12 protein-coding genes are annotated in these 16335 nt (G+C 70.9%); 5 read left to right on the top strand and 7 right to left on the bottom strand.

Going from position 1 to position 16335, the window contains the following annotated elements:
• The first annotated feature begins 166 nt into the window (after positions 1–166).
• The gene (locus ACWDX6_RS07330) at positions 167–1666 is read left to right on the top strand and encodes a VWA domain-containing protein (protein ID WP_451483961.1); all 1500 of its coding nucleotides are present in this window, start codon (positions 167–169) and stop codon (positions 1664–1666) included.
• A 29-nt stretch (positions 1667–1695) separates the two neighbouring features.
• Here the strand turns inward: ACWDX6_RS07330 and ACWDX6_RS07325 are convergent, their stop codons facing one another.
• A complete protein-coding gene (locus ACWDX6_RS07325) occupies positions 1696–2805 on the bottom strand; it encodes a sensor histidine kinase (protein WP_451483960.1) in 1110 nt (369 codons plus the stop codon).
• Complete coding sequence (locus ACWDX6_RS07320; protein ID WP_451483959.1) at positions 2802–3455, bottom strand: response regulator transcription factor; 654 nt, start codon at positions 3453–3455, stop codon at positions 2802–2804. Before ACWDX6_RS07320 ends, ACWDX6_RS07325 begins: the two co-directional genes overlap by 4 nt.
• A 124-nt stretch (positions 3456–3579) precedes the next feature.
• Here ACWDX6_RS07320 and metG point away from each other — a divergent pair, with 124 nt between their 5' ends.
• The gene (gene metG / locus ACWDX6_RS07315; RefSeq protein ID WP_451483958.1) at positions 3580–5196 is read left to right on the top strand and encodes a methionine--tRNA ligase; all 1617 of its coding nucleotides are present in this window, start codon (positions 3580–3582) and stop codon (positions 5194–5196) included.
• A 137-nt stretch (positions 5197–5333) separates the two neighbouring features.
• Here metG and ACWDX6_RS07310 read toward each other — a convergent pair whose 3' ends face one another.
• Together ACWDX6_RS07310 and aspS are read right to left on the bottom strand one after the other, a co-directional pair.
• Complete coding sequence (locus tag ACWDX6_RS07310; RefSeq protein WP_451483957.1) at positions 5334–5900, bottom strand: Uma2 family endonuclease; 567 nt, start codon at positions 5898–5900, stop codon at positions 5334–5336.
• 149 nt (positions 5901–6049) lie between these two features.
• On the bottom strand, positions 6050–7825 hold the full coding sequence (aspS, locus tag ACWDX6_RS07305) for an aspartate--tRNA ligase (RefSeq protein WP_451483956.1): 1776 nt from the start codon (positions 7823–7825) through the stop codon (positions 6050–6052).
• Positions 7826–7961: 136 nt separating this feature from the next.
• On the opposite strand from aspS, the gene ACWDX6_RS07300 reads away from it, so the two are divergent.
• Both ACWDX6_RS07300 and ACWDX6_RS07295 read left to right on the top strand, forming a co-directional pair.
• Positions 7962–10091 (top strand): ATP-binding SpoIIE family protein phosphatase, encoded by a 2130-nt coding sequence (locus tag ACWDX6_RS07300; protein ID WP_451483955.1) that lies wholly within the window; start codon positions 7962–7964, stop codon positions 10089–10091.
• Between the two features lie 171 nt (positions 10092–10262).
• Positions 10263–11081, top strand: coding sequence for an MBL fold metallo-hydrolase (locus ACWDX6_RS07295; protein ID WP_451483954.1), 819 nt, complete (start codon positions 10263–10265; stop codon positions 11079–11081).
• 40 nt (positions 11082–11121) lie between these two features.
• Here the strand turns inward: ACWDX6_RS07295 and ACWDX6_RS07290 are convergent, their stop codons facing one another.
• From ACWDX6_RS07290 to ACWDX6_RS07280, 3 genes are all read right to left on the bottom strand, one after another.
• Entirely contained in the window at positions 11122–12195 is a 1074-nt protein-coding gene (locus tag ACWDX6_RS07290) for an AI-2E family transporter (protein ID WP_451483953.1), read from the bottom strand.
• A 247-nt stretch (positions 12196–12442) separates the two neighbouring features.
• Positions 12443–13405, bottom strand: a complete 963-nt coding sequence (locus tag ACWDX6_RS07285) for a pirin family protein (protein WP_451483952.1) — start codon at positions 13403–13405, stop codon at positions 12443–12445.
• A 113-nt stretch (positions 13406–13518) separates the two neighbouring features.
• On the bottom strand, positions 13519–14019 hold the full coding sequence (locus tag ACWDX6_RS07280; protein WP_451483951.1) for an SseB family protein: 501 nt from the start codon (positions 14017–14019) through the stop codon (positions 13519–13521).
• A 475-nt stretch (positions 14020–14494) separates the two neighbouring features.
• Between ACWDX6_RS07280 and ACWDX6_RS07275 the strand changes: the two genes are divergently transcribed.
• Positions 14495–16321 (top strand): acyl-CoA dehydrogenase, encoded by a 1827-nt coding sequence (locus tag ACWDX6_RS07275; RefSeq protein WP_451483950.1) that lies wholly within the window; start codon positions 14495–14497, stop codon positions 16319–16321.
• Positions 16322–16335 lie beyond the last annotated feature (14 nt).

The following is a 16335-nucleotide window of genomic DNA, read 5'->3' as shown; positions in this document are numbered from 1 at the left end:
TCACCGCACCCAACTCATGCGAAAGGCCTCGCCCATGGGCATTCGGAGCTTGCTGCGTAAGGTGTTCGGACGCGACCGTGCGGACCAGCACGACGAAACTCCGGCAACCTCCGTCCCGCCCCAGTCGGCGCCGGAACGCGCGACCACGCCTCAGGAGCCCCGGTCGGTGACGGTCCCGTCCCCGACGTCGGGCGACGACGCGGCGAAGCGCGCGGCGGACGACTTGGTGGCAGCGGCCTTCGACAACCCGAAGGTCCCCCAGGCCCGCACGTCGAAGACCCTGGCGGAGGTACCGACGGCCGGGGAGACGCGAGCGAGGGCCTCGACTCCGGCGCGGGGCGCCGGTCGGGACGAGGTTGAGCAGACTCCCGCGGAGAACGTGACGGCGGCCGCTGACAAGACCGCCGAGCCGGACGCGCCGAAGGCGCCCACGCCTGACGCGGAGGCGGTGCTCGTCGTGGACGAGCCGGAGGCGGACGCCTCCACTGCCGCGCCGGACAACGACGAGGTCGCGGCGGAGCCGCAGGCACCTGCCGGGGCCGGCGCCACCACCGAGGCGCCCGCACCGGAGGCGGAGCCCGTCACGGACGAGCCCGAGGCCCCGGCGGAGGCGGAGCCTGTCGTGGACGAGCCTGTCGTGGACGAGCCCGAGGCCCCGGCGGAGGCGGAAGCCGCCGCCGAGGAGGAGCCGGACGAGGCCGTGGCGCCCGCCACGGAAGCCGACGCACCGGAGGCCGACGCCACCGAGTCGGAGGCCGACCCGCAGGCCACCGAGCCGGAGGCCGTCGCCACCCAGGCTGAGGCACCCGAGGCGGAGGCGCCCCAGGCCGCCGCCACCGACGCGCAGGCACCCGAGGCCCTGGCCGCCGAGGCCGACGCACCGGAGGCCGACGCCACCGAGTCGGAGGCACCCAAGCCCGACGCCACCGCCCCCGAGGCCGACGCCACCGAGGCCGAGTCGCCCGAGACCGACGCCACCCCCGCCCCCACCCCCGCAGACGCCGGTGCCGGGTCCGCCACGCCGCTCGCGAAGGTCAAGGCGGACGCGCCCCAGCTCGCCGAGGCGTACAAGGCCGCCGGGGCCGTGCTCAAGAAGCAGGGGCTTCTCGGGGCGCGGGCCGCCGTGTACCTGGTCGTCGACCGGTCCGGGTCGATGCGCGGGTACTTCAAGGACGGCTCCGTCCAGCGCCTCGCCGAGCAGACCGTCGCCCTCGCCGCCCACCTCGACGAGGGCGCCACCGTCACCGCCGTCTTCTTCTCCACGGACATCGACGGCACCGCCGAACTCCGCCCCCAGGGCATCGAGGGCCGCATCGACGAGATCAACGCGGGCCTCGGCCGCCTGGGCCGTACCAACTACCACCGCGCCGTCGAAGAGGTCCTCGCCCACCACGAGAAGACCGACCCCACCCGCCCCGCGCTGGTCGTCTTCCAGACCGACGGCGCCCCCGAGTCGAAGACCGCCGCGACCCAGGCCCTGGCCCAGGCCGCCGAGCGCCCGATCCACTGGCAGTTCGTGGCCTGGGGCGACGAGGACAACAAGGCCTTCGACTACCTCCGTAAGCTCACCGCCCCCCGTACCGGCACCTTCCTCGCCGGACCGGCCCCCGCCGAGACCGCGCACCCCGCCTTCTTCCGCGGGCTGCTCGCCGACTGGCGGATCTGACCCCGGGCGGCGGCTCCACCGCCGCCGTTCTAACGCCGGGCCACGGCCTGGTCGGTGACCGTGACGGGCAACGTCACGGTCACGACCAGGCCGCCCCCGTCCCCGGCCCCGCGCGCCACCGCCTCCACGCTCCCCCCGTGCGCGTCGGCGATCGAGCGCACGATCGACAGACCGAGCCCCGCCCCCGGCCCCATCCGGTCCCGCCCCTCGCCCCGCCGGAACGGTTCGAAGAGCCCCGGCACATCCCCGGCGGCCACCACCGGCCCGGTGTTGACGACGGTCACCGCGCCGCCGGCCACCGTCACCTCCACGGTGCCGCCGGGCACGTTGTGGGCGACGGCGTTCGCGAGCAGGTTCCGTACCGCCTGGGCGAGCAGCACCCGGTTTCCGCGCACCCCGCCGCCTACGCCCGTCATCACGACCCCGTACCGCTCGCACTCCTCCGCCACCACCGCCCCGAGGTCCACGTCCTCCCGCTCCTCCAGCCCCCGCTCGCTCCGGGCCAGCATCAGCAGCCCCTCGATGAGCCGCTCACTGCGCCGGTTGCTGTCGAGGAGGACCTGCTTGACCTCCGAGGAGTCGTCGATCCCGATCTGGATGGCCGCACGCTGGGTGGCGAGCGGCGTCCGCAGCTCGTGGGAGGCGTTCGCGATGAACCGCCGCTGGCTGTCGAACGCGGTCTCCAGCCGGCCGAGCAGCGCGTCGATCGTGTCGCCGAGCTCCTTCAGCTCGTCGTCGGGCCCGCTCGCCGCGATCCTCTCGTGCAGGTTCCGCTCGGACAGCCTCCGTGCCCGCGCCGTCATCTCGTGGACCGGCCGCAGCACCCGCCCCGCCGTCCACCAGCCCACCACGACCGCGACGAAGGCCATGACGACGAGCGCCAGGCAGGACCACATGAGCATCTGCTCGCCGGCGGCCCTGCTGACGTCGTCGCTCAGCCGGTGGACGGTGACCGTCTCGAACGGCTCCGCGACCCGCACGCGCGCCGCTATGGCCTCCGCCTCGCCCTCCGTACCGGCGCGGGAGAGCAGGTTCACGACCCCCAGCAGGCACCCGCCGAGGACGACGAAGACCGCTCCGTACACGAGCGCGACGCGCGTCCGGATCGTGGAGCCCGAACCGATCGGACCGCCGTTCACAGCGCGTACCCCACGCCCTGCACCGTACGGATCAGCGGCGGCTCGCCGAGCTTGCCCCGCAGCTTGCTCATGCAGACCCGTACCGCGCCGGTGAAGGGGTCGGTGTGCGCGTCCCAGGCCCGCTCCAGGAGCTCCTCGGCGGAGACGGCCGCGCCGTCCGCCTCCAGCAGGATCTGCAGCACGGAGAACTCCTTCGGGGAGAGGTCGAGGTCCCGCCCGTCGCGTGTCACGGTCCGCCGGACGGTGTCCATGCACAGCCCGTTCCGTTCGAGGAGCGGCGGTACGGGACGGGCGCTGCGCCGCCGCAGGGCGCGCACCCGGGAGACGAGCTCGGGGAACTCGAAGGGCTTGGCGAGGTAGTCGTCGGCCCCCAGGTCGAGCCCCTCGACGCGGTCCTCCAGGGTGGCGGCCGCGGTCAGCATCAGGATCCGGGTCCTGGCGGCCCCGGCGACGAGGGCCCGCGCCACGTCGTCGCCGTGGACGCGGGGCAGGTCGCGGTCGAGGACGACGACGTCGTAGTCGTGCAGCCCGAGGTAGGCGAGGGCGGCGTCGCCGCTGTAGACGGTGTCGACGGCGAAGCCGGCCCGCCGCAGTCCGGTGGCGACCAGCTCCGCGAGGACCTCCTCGTCCTCGGCGACCAGTACTCGCATGCTCTCTTCCTCGCTGCTGTGCACGGTGCTTTCTACGCCGGGAAACGTTTCGCGGACCTCTCCGTCTCCCGGGGGCCCTTTATCGATGTGAGTGGATCTTGAACGGGCCGTTAGGATTTCGACCATGGCGGCCACTGGATCCGAGAAGCAGGGGGCGAGCGACGTGAAGTCCTACTACGTCTCGACCCCCATCTATTACGTCAACGACGCTCCTCACCTGGGCCACGCCTACACGACCGTCGCAGGCGACGTGCTCACGCGCTGGCACCGTCAGCGCGGCGAGAAGGTGTGGTACCTCACCGGCACGGACGAGCACGGTCAGAAGATCATGCGCACGGCCGAGGCGAACAACGTCACGCCCCAGGCCTGGTGCGACAAGCTCGTGGAGGAGGCGTGGAAGCCCCTCTGGGAGCACCTGAACATCGCGAACGACGACTTCATCCGGACGACGGAGAAGCGCCACACGGACCGCGTCCAGGAATTCGTGCAGGACCTGTACGACAAGGGCGAGATCTACAAGGGCGGATACGAAGGCCCGTACTGCGTGGGCTGTGAGGAGTACAAGCTCCCGGGCGATCTCATCGAGGCGGAGGACGGCACGAAGCTGTGCCCCGTCCACAAGAAGCCGGTGGAGATCCTCAAGGAGGAGAACTACTTCTTCAAGCTGAGCGCGTACGGCCCGAAGCTGATCGAGTTCTACGAGGCGAACCCGGGCTTCATCCAGCCGGAGTCGGCCCGCAACGAGGTCGTGAACTTCGTCCGGCAGGGCCTTGAGGACCTGTCGATCTCGCGCTCGACCTTCGACTGGGGCGTTCCGGTCCCGTGGGACGACAAGCACGTCATCTACGTGTGGATCGACGCGCTCCTGAACTACGCCACGGCGGTCGGCTACGGCTCCGACCAGGCGAAGTTCGACGAGACGTTCCCGGCGAACGTGCACCTCATCGGCAAGGACATCCTGCGCTTCCACGCGATCATCTGGCCCGCGATGCTGATGGCGCAGGGCCTGCCGGTGCCGGGCAGGGTCGCGGCCAACGGCTGGCTGATGGTCGGCGGCGAGAAGATGTCGAAGTCGAACCTGACCGGCATCAAGCCGCAGGACCTGACCTCGCACTTCGGTGTCGACGCGTACCGCTGGTACTTCCTGCGGGCGATCGCGTTCGGCCAGGACGGCTCCTTCTCGTGGGAGGACTTCACCGCCCGCTACACCTCCGAGCTCGCCAACGACTACGGCAACCTCGCCTCGCGCGTGGCGGCGATGGTCGGCAAGTACTTCGACGGCGCGCTGCCGGCCGCGGCGGCCGAGGGCGACGCGGAGACGGCGATCCACGAGGGCCTGGCGAAGGCGGTCGCGGACGCCGACCGGAAGATCGGCGAGGAGCTGGACTTCCAGGGCGGCATCCTGGCGATCTTCGACTTCGTGAAGCAGGTCAACGGTTACATCACGGAGCAGGAGCCGTGGAAGGTCGCGAAGGACGACAGCGCCGAGGGCCGCGCCCGCCTGGCGACGATCCTGTACACGGCCGCCGAGTCCCTGCGCGCGGTCGCGGTCCTGCTGAACCCGATCATGCCGGAGACCTCCGAGCGCCTCTGGGACTCCCTGGGCGCCGAAGCCTCCCTGGGCGCCCTCCCCACCCAGCCGGTCCAGTCGGCCGCCACGTGGGGCCGGCTCCCGGCGGGCACGAAGGTGACGAAGGGCGCGGTGCTCTTCCCGCGCCTGGAGGAGCCGAAGAAGGACTGACGCCCTGCCCCGCACGAACCACCGCGGCTGCCGCTCCCTCGGGGGCGGCAGCCGCGGTGGTTCTCGGCCCCGGTGAGCGAATGACGGGTGCGATCGGAGCGCTGGCCGGATCCACGTCATCGGGCGCCGACGATGGTTCAGTGCACCCAGTTCTTCAGCGGCTCGGTGTCCAGTTCCATGCCCACCGGCTCCGGCAGCGTGACCGTCTTGCCGAACGGCACCGTCGCCACCATTTCGTACCGCTCCCCGTCCGGCTGCGAGTGGACCTTGACCTCGCCGGTGGTCCTGTCGATCAGGAGGTAGACGGGGATGCCGGTCTCGGCGTAGGCGCGCGGTTTCTCGACGCGGTCGCGGCGGCCGGTGTCGGAGTCGCCGGAGGTCACCTCGACGACCATGAGGACGCCGTCGGCACTGGCCCACTCACCCTGGCCGACGAATGTGCCGCTCGGCGCGAGGCAGCCGTCGGGGCGGGCATTGCCCTTCCTGTACTGCTCGATCCTCAGTCCTTGGTCGGGGTAGAGCCACCAGCCCGCGTCGGTCTGGATACACAGTCGCGTCAGCCACTCGATGATTCGCCCGTGGTCGCCGTCCGGCAAAGCCTTCTCCCCGATCTTCCCGTCGATGAACTCCAGACGCAGAGATTCGTCCACGCGTTCGCCAAGACGGGCGAGTTCTTCGAACCCTTCCTGAGTCAGGACGCTCACGGCAGACTCCTCCCGGATCGGTGGTGCCTTCCACGGTACGTGGTCGCCGGCCCGCGCGGCCGGGTTCGTCGCTGTTGCCATGGCGGCACTTTGGCATATGCCAAGGGCCCGGAATCCGTGGATTCCGGGCCCTTCACTCTGGGGGATTACTACTTCTCCGTGGACTTCTCCACCGGCTTGCGCAGCTGGAGGTTCAGCTCCCGCAGGCGCGCCTCGTCCAGTTCCGTGGGGGCGCCCATCAGCAGGTCCTGGGCGTTGCCGTTGAGCGGGAAGGCGATCGTCTCGCGGATGTTCGGCTCGTCGGCGAGGAGCATCACGATGCGGTCGACGCCCGGGGCGATGCCGCCGTGCGGCGGGGCGCCGTACTCGAAGGCGCGCAGCATGCCCGCGAACTCGTGCTCGACCGTCTCGCGGGAGTAGCCGGCGATCTCGAACGCCTTGAACATGATCTCGGGCTCGTGGTTCCGGATCGCGCCCGAGGACAGCTCGACGCCGTTGCAGACGATGTCGTACTGCCAGCCGAGGATGTCCAGCGGGTCCTGGGTCTCCAGGGCCTCCAGGCCTCCCTGCGGCATCGAGAACGGGTTGTGCGAGAAGTCGATCTTGCCGGTCTCCTCGTCCCGCTCGTACATCGGGAAGTCGACGATCCAGCAGAAGCGGAAGACGCCCTCCTCGAAGTGCCCGGCGCGCTTCGCCGCCTCGACGCGGACCGCGCCCATGATCTTCGAGACCTCGTCGAACTCGCCCGCGCCGAAGAAGACCGCGTGGCCGGGCTGCAGGCCGAGGCGCTCGGTGAGGACCTTGACGTTCTCCTCGGTGAGGAACTTGGCGATCGGGCCGGTCAGTGCCGAACCCTCGCCCACGCGCACCCAGGCCAGGCCCTTCGCGCCCTGCTCGACCGCGTAGTCGCCCAGGCCGTCGAAGAACTTGCGCGGCTGGTCGCCCGTGTCCGGCACCGCCAGGGCGCGCACGTGCTTGCCGGCGAAGGCCTTGAACTCGGAGTTCTCGAAGACGTCGGAGATGTCGACGAGCTCCAGCTTGGCGCGCAGGTCCGGCTTGTCGGAGCCGTACTTGAGCATCGCCTCGCGGAACGGGATCCGCGGGAACGGCGACGTGACGTGGCGGCCGCCGCCGAACTCCTCGAAGATCTCCGTCATGAGCTTCTCGATCGGCTGGAAGACGTCCTCCTGCTCGACGAAGCTCATCTCGACGTCGAGCTGGTAGAACTCGCCCGGCGAGCGGTCGGCGCGCGCGTCCTCGTCGCGGAAGCAGGGCGCGATCTGGAAGTAGCGGTCGAAACCGGAGATCATCAGCAGCTGCTTGAACTGCTGCGGCGCCTGCGGCAGGGCGTAGAACTTGCCCGGGTTGAGACGGGACGGAACGACGAAGTCGCGGGCGCCCTCGGGGGAGGTCGCGGCCAGGATCGGCGTCGCCATCTCGTTGAAGCCCAGGGCCACCATCTTCGAGCGGATGGCGGCGATGACGGCCGAGCGCAGCATGATGTTGCGGTGCATGCGCTCACGGCGCAGGTCGAGGAAGCGGTACTCCAGGCGCCGCTCCTCGTTCACTCCGTCGTCGTGGTTGACGGAGAACGGGATCTGCTTGGACGCGCCCAGGACCTCGACCTCGGAGACCTCGATCTCGATCTCGCCGGTCGCCAGCTCCGGGTTGACGTTCTCGGCACCACGCGAGACGACCTTGCCGTCCACACGGATGACGGTCTCCTTCGTCAGCTTGTCCAGGGCCTCGGCGGCCGGGGTGCCGGGCCGGGCGACGAGCTGCGTGATGCCGTAGTGGTCGCGCAGATCGATGAAGAGGATGCCGCCCAGGTCGCGCCGATTGTGCAGCCAGCCGCTCAGCCGGACGTCGGTGCCGACGTCAGAGGCGCGGAGCTCGCCGCAGGTGTGGGACCTGTACCGATGCATCGTCGTTCATCCAGTCTTCGGAAATCGGTGGGGAGCCCGGAATCATCCGGGCCCGTCAAGGGTACCGGGCCACCCGAGATCCCTTTTCGAATACTCTCGGTGGCGACCTGGAGTCCGATATTCATAAAGTAGGTCAATGCGCACCGAGGACGTCCTGGCCGCGATCGCGACCGGCCTGTGGCGCTGGGACAACGGGTCCGGGATCGTCACGCTCGACGCCGAGGCGGCCCGGCTCCTCGGGCTGCCCGCCGAACCCGCCCGGCTCACCGAGGCGGCCGTGCGCTCGCGCTTTCATCCCGTCGACTGGAACGAGATCGACGGGGTGGTCAACCTGGCCGTGGCGGAGGGAACCCTCGCCGAGGCCCGGCTGCGGATCATGGACGAGCACGGCCGGGTGATCCGTACGGTACGGAGCCGGTCCAAGCCGCTCATCGAGGGCGACGACTACCAGCTCGTCGGCACCCTCCAGGAGGTCGCCGAGCCGCAGCCCGGCACGGCGGCCCGCACCCCGGTCACCGGAGACTGGCGCCGCTCGCGCGAGGCGTTCCTGCTCGACGCCGGCCGGGCGCTCGCCGAGGCGCGGTCGACCGCCGAGGTCCTGCGCGTCGCCGCCTCCCTCTCCATGCCCGGCTTCTCGCCGGACGGGCTGGCCGTCTTCGGCATGGCGGGCGACCGGCTGACGATCATCGGCCACCACGGGCACAACGCCGGCGACGAGGGGCCCTTCAGCTCGATGTCGCTGGGCACCGACTATCCGGCGGCCGAGGTCGCGAGGACCGGCCGGGCGATCTATCTGCCGACGCCGGAGGAGTACCAGCGGCGCTTCCCGGTCACCTGGCCGCTGGCACGGCAGTTCGGCAGGCAGTCCTGGGCCTACCTCCCCCTCATCGTGGCCGGCCGCACCATGGGCGCCTGGATGGCCGCGTTCAAGCACCCGGTCGCCTTCACCCCCGACGAGCGCTCCGTCCTCACCACCGTCGCCCGCATGCTCGCGCAGGCGCTCGCCCGCGCCGGCGTCGCCGAGTCCGAGCGCGAGCTGTCGCTCGGCCTCCAGCGCACGATGATGCCGGTCCTCGGCCCCGGCATCCCCGGCCTCCACGTCGCCGCCCGGTACGTCCCCACCGGTGGCGGGCTCCAGGTCGGCGGCGACTGGTACGACATGATCCCGCTCCCGGGCGGCACCTCCCGCGCCGCAGGCCACGGGGGCGGGCGGATCGCCCTCGTCATCGGCGACGTCCAGGGCCATGACGTCCGGGCCGCCGGGCTGATGGGGCAGCTGCGGATCGCCCTGCGCGCGTACGCCTCCGAGGGCCACCGGCCCGACGCGGTGCTCTCGCGCGCCTCCCGCTTCCTGTACGGGATCACCGACGGCGACGGGGGCGGGCAGGGGGCCGAGGAGAACGGCGGGCCGCGCTTCGCGACCTGCCTCTACCTGGAGATCGACCCGGTCACCGGTGTCGTGGACATCGCCCGGGCCGGGCACCCCGACCCGGCGGTCCGGCTGACTGACGGAACGGTTCTGCTGCGACCGACCGCCGGTGGGCTGCCCCTGGGCATCGTCCCGGACACCGACTATCCGACGACCCGGTTCACCCTGGAGCCGGGCGAGACCCTGATGATCTGCACCGACGGGCTCCTGGAGACCGGTGGCCACGACCTCGACAGCGGCTGGGAACGCGTCCGTGCGCTCCTCGAAGAGCACGACGGCGACTCCCTGGAGGGCCTCGCCGACCGGCTCGTCGAAGCCGTCCACGGCCCCGGCTCCCATCACTCCACCGGGCCGCTCGCCGACCGCCGCGAGGACGACATCGCCCTGCTGCTCGTCTCCCGCCAGGGCAGCGCCGTGCGCCGGGCCCCGCGCCGCACGATGATGACCGTCGCCCAGGCCGAGCCGGAGCGCATCGCCACCGCGCGCCGGCATCTGCGCCAGCTGCTGCACGACTGGACCGACGAGGACCAGGTCGACTCGGCGGTCCTCATGGTCTCGGAGATGGTCACCAACGTACTCATCCACACGGACGGCGACGCGCTGCTGGTCGCCGAGGTGACCTGCGACGACGAGGCGCGCCGCCTGCGGGTGGAGGTCGCCGACACCAGCGACGAGCTGCCGCACCGGCGGCAGCCGGGCGAGATGGCCTCGTCGGGGCGCGGCCTGGTCCTGATGGAGATGCTGGCGCACGCGTGGGGCGTGGACCCGCGGGGCGAGGGCAAGTCGATCTGGTTCGAACTGAACGAGCCGCCGTCGGGGAAGGGCTGCTGCGAGTAGCGGGGGGCAGGGGCATGACGCGGGCGCGGGCGTGGGGTGCGTGGCGCTTCGGGGCGCTTCGGGTGCCGGGCGCGGGCCGCTTCGGGGCGCTTCGAGGGTCGGGCGCGCGCCGTGCGCGGGACGGGAGGAGACTGGAGCCGTACGGCCGCCGGGGGGACCACGGAGTACGCCATGGACATCCACAAGGTCGGGAGCGACACCACCGTCCTGGCCGACAGCCTCGAAGCGCCGGGGGTCGGCCACATCCCCGTCAACGCCTACGTCCTCACCGCCGAGGAGCCGGTCGTCGTCGACACCGGACTCTCCCTCTCCGACCGTGACTTCGTCACCGCCGTCGCCGGAGTCGTCGACCCCGCCGACATCCTCTGGATCTGGCTCACCCACCCCGACCGCGACCACACGGGCGGCATCTTCGACCTGCTCGTCGCCGCTCCCCGGGCGCGGGTGGTGACCACCTTCATCGGCGCCGGGATCATGACCACCGAACGCCCGCTGCCCATGGACCGCGTCTACTTCCTCAACCCCGGCCAGTCCCTGGACGTCGGTGACCGTTCCCTGCACGCCTTCAGGCCGCCGCTCTTCGACAATCCGGCCACCGTCGGCTTCTACGACGACAGGACCCGGATCTGCTTCAGCTCCGACTGCTTCGGCGGACCGATGCCGACCGCGGAGCTCGCGCAGAGCGGGCACGCGAGCGATCTGAAGCCGGACGAACTGCGGGCCGCCCAGCTCCTGTGGGCGACGCTGGACAGCCCGTGGGTGCACGTGGTGGACGCGGAGAAGTACCGGGCGACGATCGATCCGATCCGCGCGATGAACCCGGACATCCTGCTCAGCACGCATCTGCCGCCCGCCGTGCGGATGACGGACAGGATGACCGAGACGATCTCGATGGCGCCGGACTCGGACCCGTTCGTGGGCCCGGACCAGGCGGCGCTCGAACAGATGCTGGCCGGCTTCGAGCCGGGCGGCATCCCCGCGGCGACCTGACCGGCCGAAGCGATCGGCGCGACCCGGCCGGACCCGGTGGTCAGACCTCGCGCCCCTCGTCCCCGTACCGGCCGCGCAGCTCGCCGATCACCCCGAACGCGGCGGCGGTCAGCGGTACGGCGAGGAGCATGCCCAGGATTCCGGCGACCGACGCCCCCGCCGTGATCGTGAGCATGACCACGGCCGGGTGCATCTGGACGGTCCGGCTCTGGATCACGGGCTGGAGGACGTGGCCTTCCAGGACCTGTACGGCCAGGACGACGCCGAGCGCCCACAGCGCGATGACGAAGCCCCGGTCGGCCAGGGCCACGAGGATGGCGACGGCGCCGGAGATGAAGGCGCCGAGGTACGGGATGTAGGCGCCGACGAAGACCAGCGCGCCCAGCCCGACGGCGCCGGGCACCCGCAGGATCAGCAGTCCGACGGTGATGAGGAGGGCGTCGATCAGGGCGATGACGGTGGTTCCGCGCATGAACCCCTCGACCGCCTCGAACGCGCGGCGGCCGATCGCCTCGACCGTGTCGCCGGTGGCGCGCGGGGCGAGGGACCGCAGGGTGCCCACCGCCTTGTCGGAGTCGCGGAGGAAGAAGAAGACGAGGAACAGGGCGAGGACGGCGACGGCGATCATCTCGCCGACGACGCTGAGGCCGCTGATCACCCCGGAGGCGGCGGTGCCGCCGAACCTCCGCAGCAGCTCCCTGGAGTTCGCGGCGAGGTCGTCGAGGGAGGTCCCGGCGGCGCCGAGGTGCTCGGCCAGGTCCGCGGCGGCCTGGCGCAGGGAGGTGATGATCTGGTCGCCGGTCTCGATGAGCGCGCTGACGACGATGTAGGTGGCGCCGCCGACGACGGCGACCACGGCGACACAGGTGATCGCGGCGGCGAGCGACCGCCGCACCTTCATGCGCAGCAGTCGCCGGTGGAGCGGGCCGAGGAGCGCCGTACCGAGGAGGGCGAGCAGGACGGGCGTCACGGCCGTCTTCAACACGACGCACAGCCATACGCCGACGGCGGCGACGCCGGTCACCAGCAGCGCGACGACGCACCAGGCGCCGACCCGTCGGGCGGCGTCGGGAAGGAGAGGTCGCGGTCCCGGCTCCGGCTGCTGCGTCTGCACGAGCCCCAGCCGACCACGGCCTCCGCGTGCCGTCCTGCGGTACGGGTCCGCACGGGTGACGCCCCGTCACACAGCGGCGCCGGGCGAGGAGGACCCTCACCCGGCGCGGTACCCGGCTCGCACGGAAGGCGACCGCATACGGAAGCGACCGCGTACCGGAGGCGACCAGGCGCCGGAAGTACCGGAGGCGGCCGCGTACCCGAGGCGACCAGGCACCTGAGGCGGCCGCCTACCCGAGGCGACCGTCCTACTCGCCCATGCCGTGGACCGCCGGGATCCTGCCGAGCCGGCCAGCCTGGAAGTCCTCGAAGGCCTGGCGCAGCTCCGCCTGGCTGTTCATGACGAACGGGCCGTAGTGCGCCATCGGTTCGCGGATCGGCCGGCCGCCGAGGACGACGACCTCCAGATCCGGCGTGTGGCCGTCCTGCTTGTCGTCCGCGCGGACGGTGAGCGCGCCGCCCTTGCCGAAGACCGCGGTCTGGCCCATGTGGACCGGCCGCCGCTCCGTACCGACGGACCCGCGCCCGGCCAGTACGTACACGAGTCCGTTGAAGTCCTCGCGCCAGGGCAGGGTCATCTCCGCACCCGGCCGGACCGTCGCGTGGATCATCGTGATCGGGGTGTGCGTGATGCCGGGGCCGGCGTGGCCGTCCAGCTCGCCGGCGATGACGCGGAGCAGCGCGCCGCCGTCGGGCGAGGCCAGCAGCTGCACCTGGCCACCGCGGATGTCCTGGTAGCGGGGGGCCATCATCTTGTCGCTCGCGGGCAGGTTCACCCAGAGCTGGAGCCCGTGGAAGACCCCGCCGCTGACGACGAGGGACTCCGGCGGGGCCTCGATGTGGAGGAGCCCGGAGCCCGCGGTCATCCACTGGGTGTCGCCGTTGGTGATGGTGCCGCCACCACCGTTGGAGTCCTGGTGGTCGAAGATCCCGTCGATGATGTACGTGACGGTCTCGAAGCCGCGGTGGGGATGCCAGGGCGTTCCCTTGGGCTCGCCGGGGGCGTACTCCACCTCTCCCATCTGGTCCATCATGATGAACGGGTCGAGGTACTGGTAGTTGATCCCGGCGAACGCGCGGCGCACCGGGAAACCCTCGCCCTCGAAGCCCGAGGGTGCCGTGGTCACGGCGAGCACGGGGCGGGGGGTGGCGTCGGCCGGGGCGGCGACGCGCGGCAGAGTGAGCGGGTTCTCGACAGTCACGGCGGGCATGGCGGGACCTCCTTGTGCGACCAGTTTAGTTGAATACTGAACTTCCTGCCACCCGGAACGCGGAACGCCCGGGGGGAATTCCCCCCGGGCGCTCTCCCGCCTGCCGGCGTCGGTCAGCCGTACATCCGCCGCATCGCGAAGTCGACCATCTGCTCCACGGCCTTCGCGTCGAAGACCATGCGGTGGTCGCCCTCCATGTCGAGGACGAAGCCGTAGCCCGTCGGCAGCAGGTCGATCACCTCGGCGCCGGTGATCACGAAGTACTTCGACTCCTTGCCCGCGTACCGCCGCAGCTCCTTCAGCGAGGTGAACATCGGGATGACCGGCTGCTGGGTGTTGTGCAGGGCGAGGAAGCCGGGATTGTCGCCACGGGGGCAGTAGACCTTCGAGGTGGCGAAGATCTGCTGGAAGTCCTCGGCCGCCAGCGACCCGGTCGTGAAGGCCCGTACGGCGTCGGCGAGCGAGGGCGGCGACGGCTCGGGGTACAGCGGCGTCTGGTGCCCGTACCCGCCCCCCTGCATCCCGCCGGGCATGCCCTGCATCGGCTGCTGCTGCGGCGGGGCGTACTGCTGCTGGGCGGCACTACCGTCTGCGTGCTGGCCGTATCCGTACATGGCCCCAGCCTATCGAGCGGACCACGCGCCCCGATCGGATACGGCAGCCCGGGACGACCCCCGGACACCGCCCGCCCCGACGCAATGGCCGGAATGGACTCCTCTGCCGCCACGGTCCGAGCGCCGGCTGAATCGGGCCCGCGTGACGTGGGGCAAGTACGGTCAAGTGATTCATTCCGATCAACAGCCCTCGGCCCGCCGGCGCACCCTGATTGCTGACGCAGCCCTCCTGGACCCGCAGTACAAGACCGGCGATCAGTAGGCGGACCGTCGAGGCGGCGCCCCCGGACCGAAGAACGGCGCCCGCGCCCCCTGACGTACGCGATAGACGTCACAGATGTCCGGACAGGGGTTGCTCTTATTACCGGTGGGTAGCATCATCGTAGAGAACGTGGGCTACTCACCGGTAGTACGTCATGCCACGAGCACGCCCACCAGGACATCCGCCTCCCCGAGCCTTTACGGAGCCGTCGCCATGGGGCACTACAAGTCGAATCTCCGCGACATCGAGTTCAACCTCTTCGAGGTCCTCGGGCGCGACAAGGTCTACGGCACCGGTCCGTTCGAGGAGATGGACGTCGAGACCGCCAAGAGCGTCCTGGAGGAGATCCAGCGCCTCGCGGAGAACGAGATCGCCGAGTCCTTCGCCGACGCCGACCGCAACCCGCCGGTCTTCGACCCCGCCACCAACACCGCCCCGGTCCCCGCGAGCTTCAAGAAGTCGTACCAGGCCTTCATGGACTCCGAGTACTGGCGCCTCGGCCTGCCCGAGGAGATCGGCGGCACCACCTCCCCGCGCTCCCTGATCTGGGCCTACGCGGAGCTGCTGCTCGGCTCGAACCCGGCCGTCTGGATGTACTCCTCCGGCCCCGCGTTCGCCGGCGTCCTCTTCGAGGAGGGCAACGAGGCGCAGAAGAAGATCGCCCAGATCGCCGTCGAGAAGCAGTGGGGCTCCACCATGGTCCTCACCGAGCCCGACGCGGGCTCGGACGTCGGCGCCGGCCGCACCAAGGCCGTCCAGCAGGAGGACGGCTCCTGGCACATCGAGGGCGTGAAGCGCTTCATCACGTCCGGCGAGCACGACATGTCGGAGAACATCCTCCATTACGTCCTCGCCCGCCCCGAGGGCGCCGGCCCCGGCACCAAGGGCCTCTCCCTCTTCCTCGTGCCGAAGTACCACTTCGACTGGGAGACCGGCGAGCTGGGCGAGCGCAACGGCGTCTACGCCACCAACGTCGAGCACAAGATGGGCCTCAAGGCCTCCAACACCTGCGAGATGACCTTCGGCGACCAGCACCCCGCCAAGGGCTGGCTGATCGGCGACAAGCACGACGGCATCCGCCAGATGTTCCTCATCATCGAGTTCGCCCGCATGATGGTCGGCACGAAGGCGATCTCCACCCTCTCGACGGGCTACCTCAACGCCCTCGAGTACGCCAAGGAGCGCGTCCAGGGCACCGACCTGGCGAACTTCATGGACAAGGCCGCGCCCAAGGTCACCATCACGCACCACCCCGACGTCCGCCGCTCGCTGATGACGCAGAAGGCGTACGCCGAGGGCATGCGCTCCCTCGTCCTCTACACGGCCTCCGTGCAGGACGCGATCCAGCTCAAGGAAGCGGCCGGCGAGGACGCCAAGGCCCTGCACGGCCTGAACGACCTGCTCCTGCCGATCGTGAAGGGCTACGGCTCCGAGAAGGGCTACGAGCAGCTCGCGCAGTCGCTCCAGACCTTCGGCGGCTCCGGCTTCCTGCAGGAGTACCCGATCGAGCAGTACATCCGGGACGCCAAGATCGACACCCTCTACGAGGGCACCACGGCCATCCAGGGCCAGGACTTCTTCTTCCGCAAGATCGTCCGCGACCAGGGCGCCTCCCTGAACGCGCTGGCCGAGGAGATCAAGAAGTTCCTCGCGGTCGGCACCGGCGGCGAGGAGCTGGCCGACGCCCGCGACGCGCTCGCCAAGGCCGCCGTGGACCTGGAGGGCATCGTCGGCACGATGCTCACCGACCTCACCGCGACCGGCGAGGACGTCAAGAACATCTACAAGGTCGGCCTCAACACCACCCGCCTGCTGATGGCCTCCGGCGACGTCGTCGTCGGCTACCTCCTGCTGAAGGGCGCGGCCGTCGCCGCCGAGAAGCTGGAGACCGCCTCCGCCAAGGACAAGGCGTTCTACACCGGCAAGATCGCGGCCGCGAAGTTCTTCGCCGCCAACGTCCTGCCGGGCGTCTCCACCGAGCGCGCGCTGGCCGAGGCCGTCGACGGCTCGCTGATGGACCTGGACGAGGCCGCGTTCTAGTACGCACCTCGTCC

The sequence above is a fragment of the Streptomyces sp. NPDC003027 genome (genome assembly GCF_053591435.1).
This window is presented reverse-complemented; position numbering and strand designations above follow the sequence as displayed.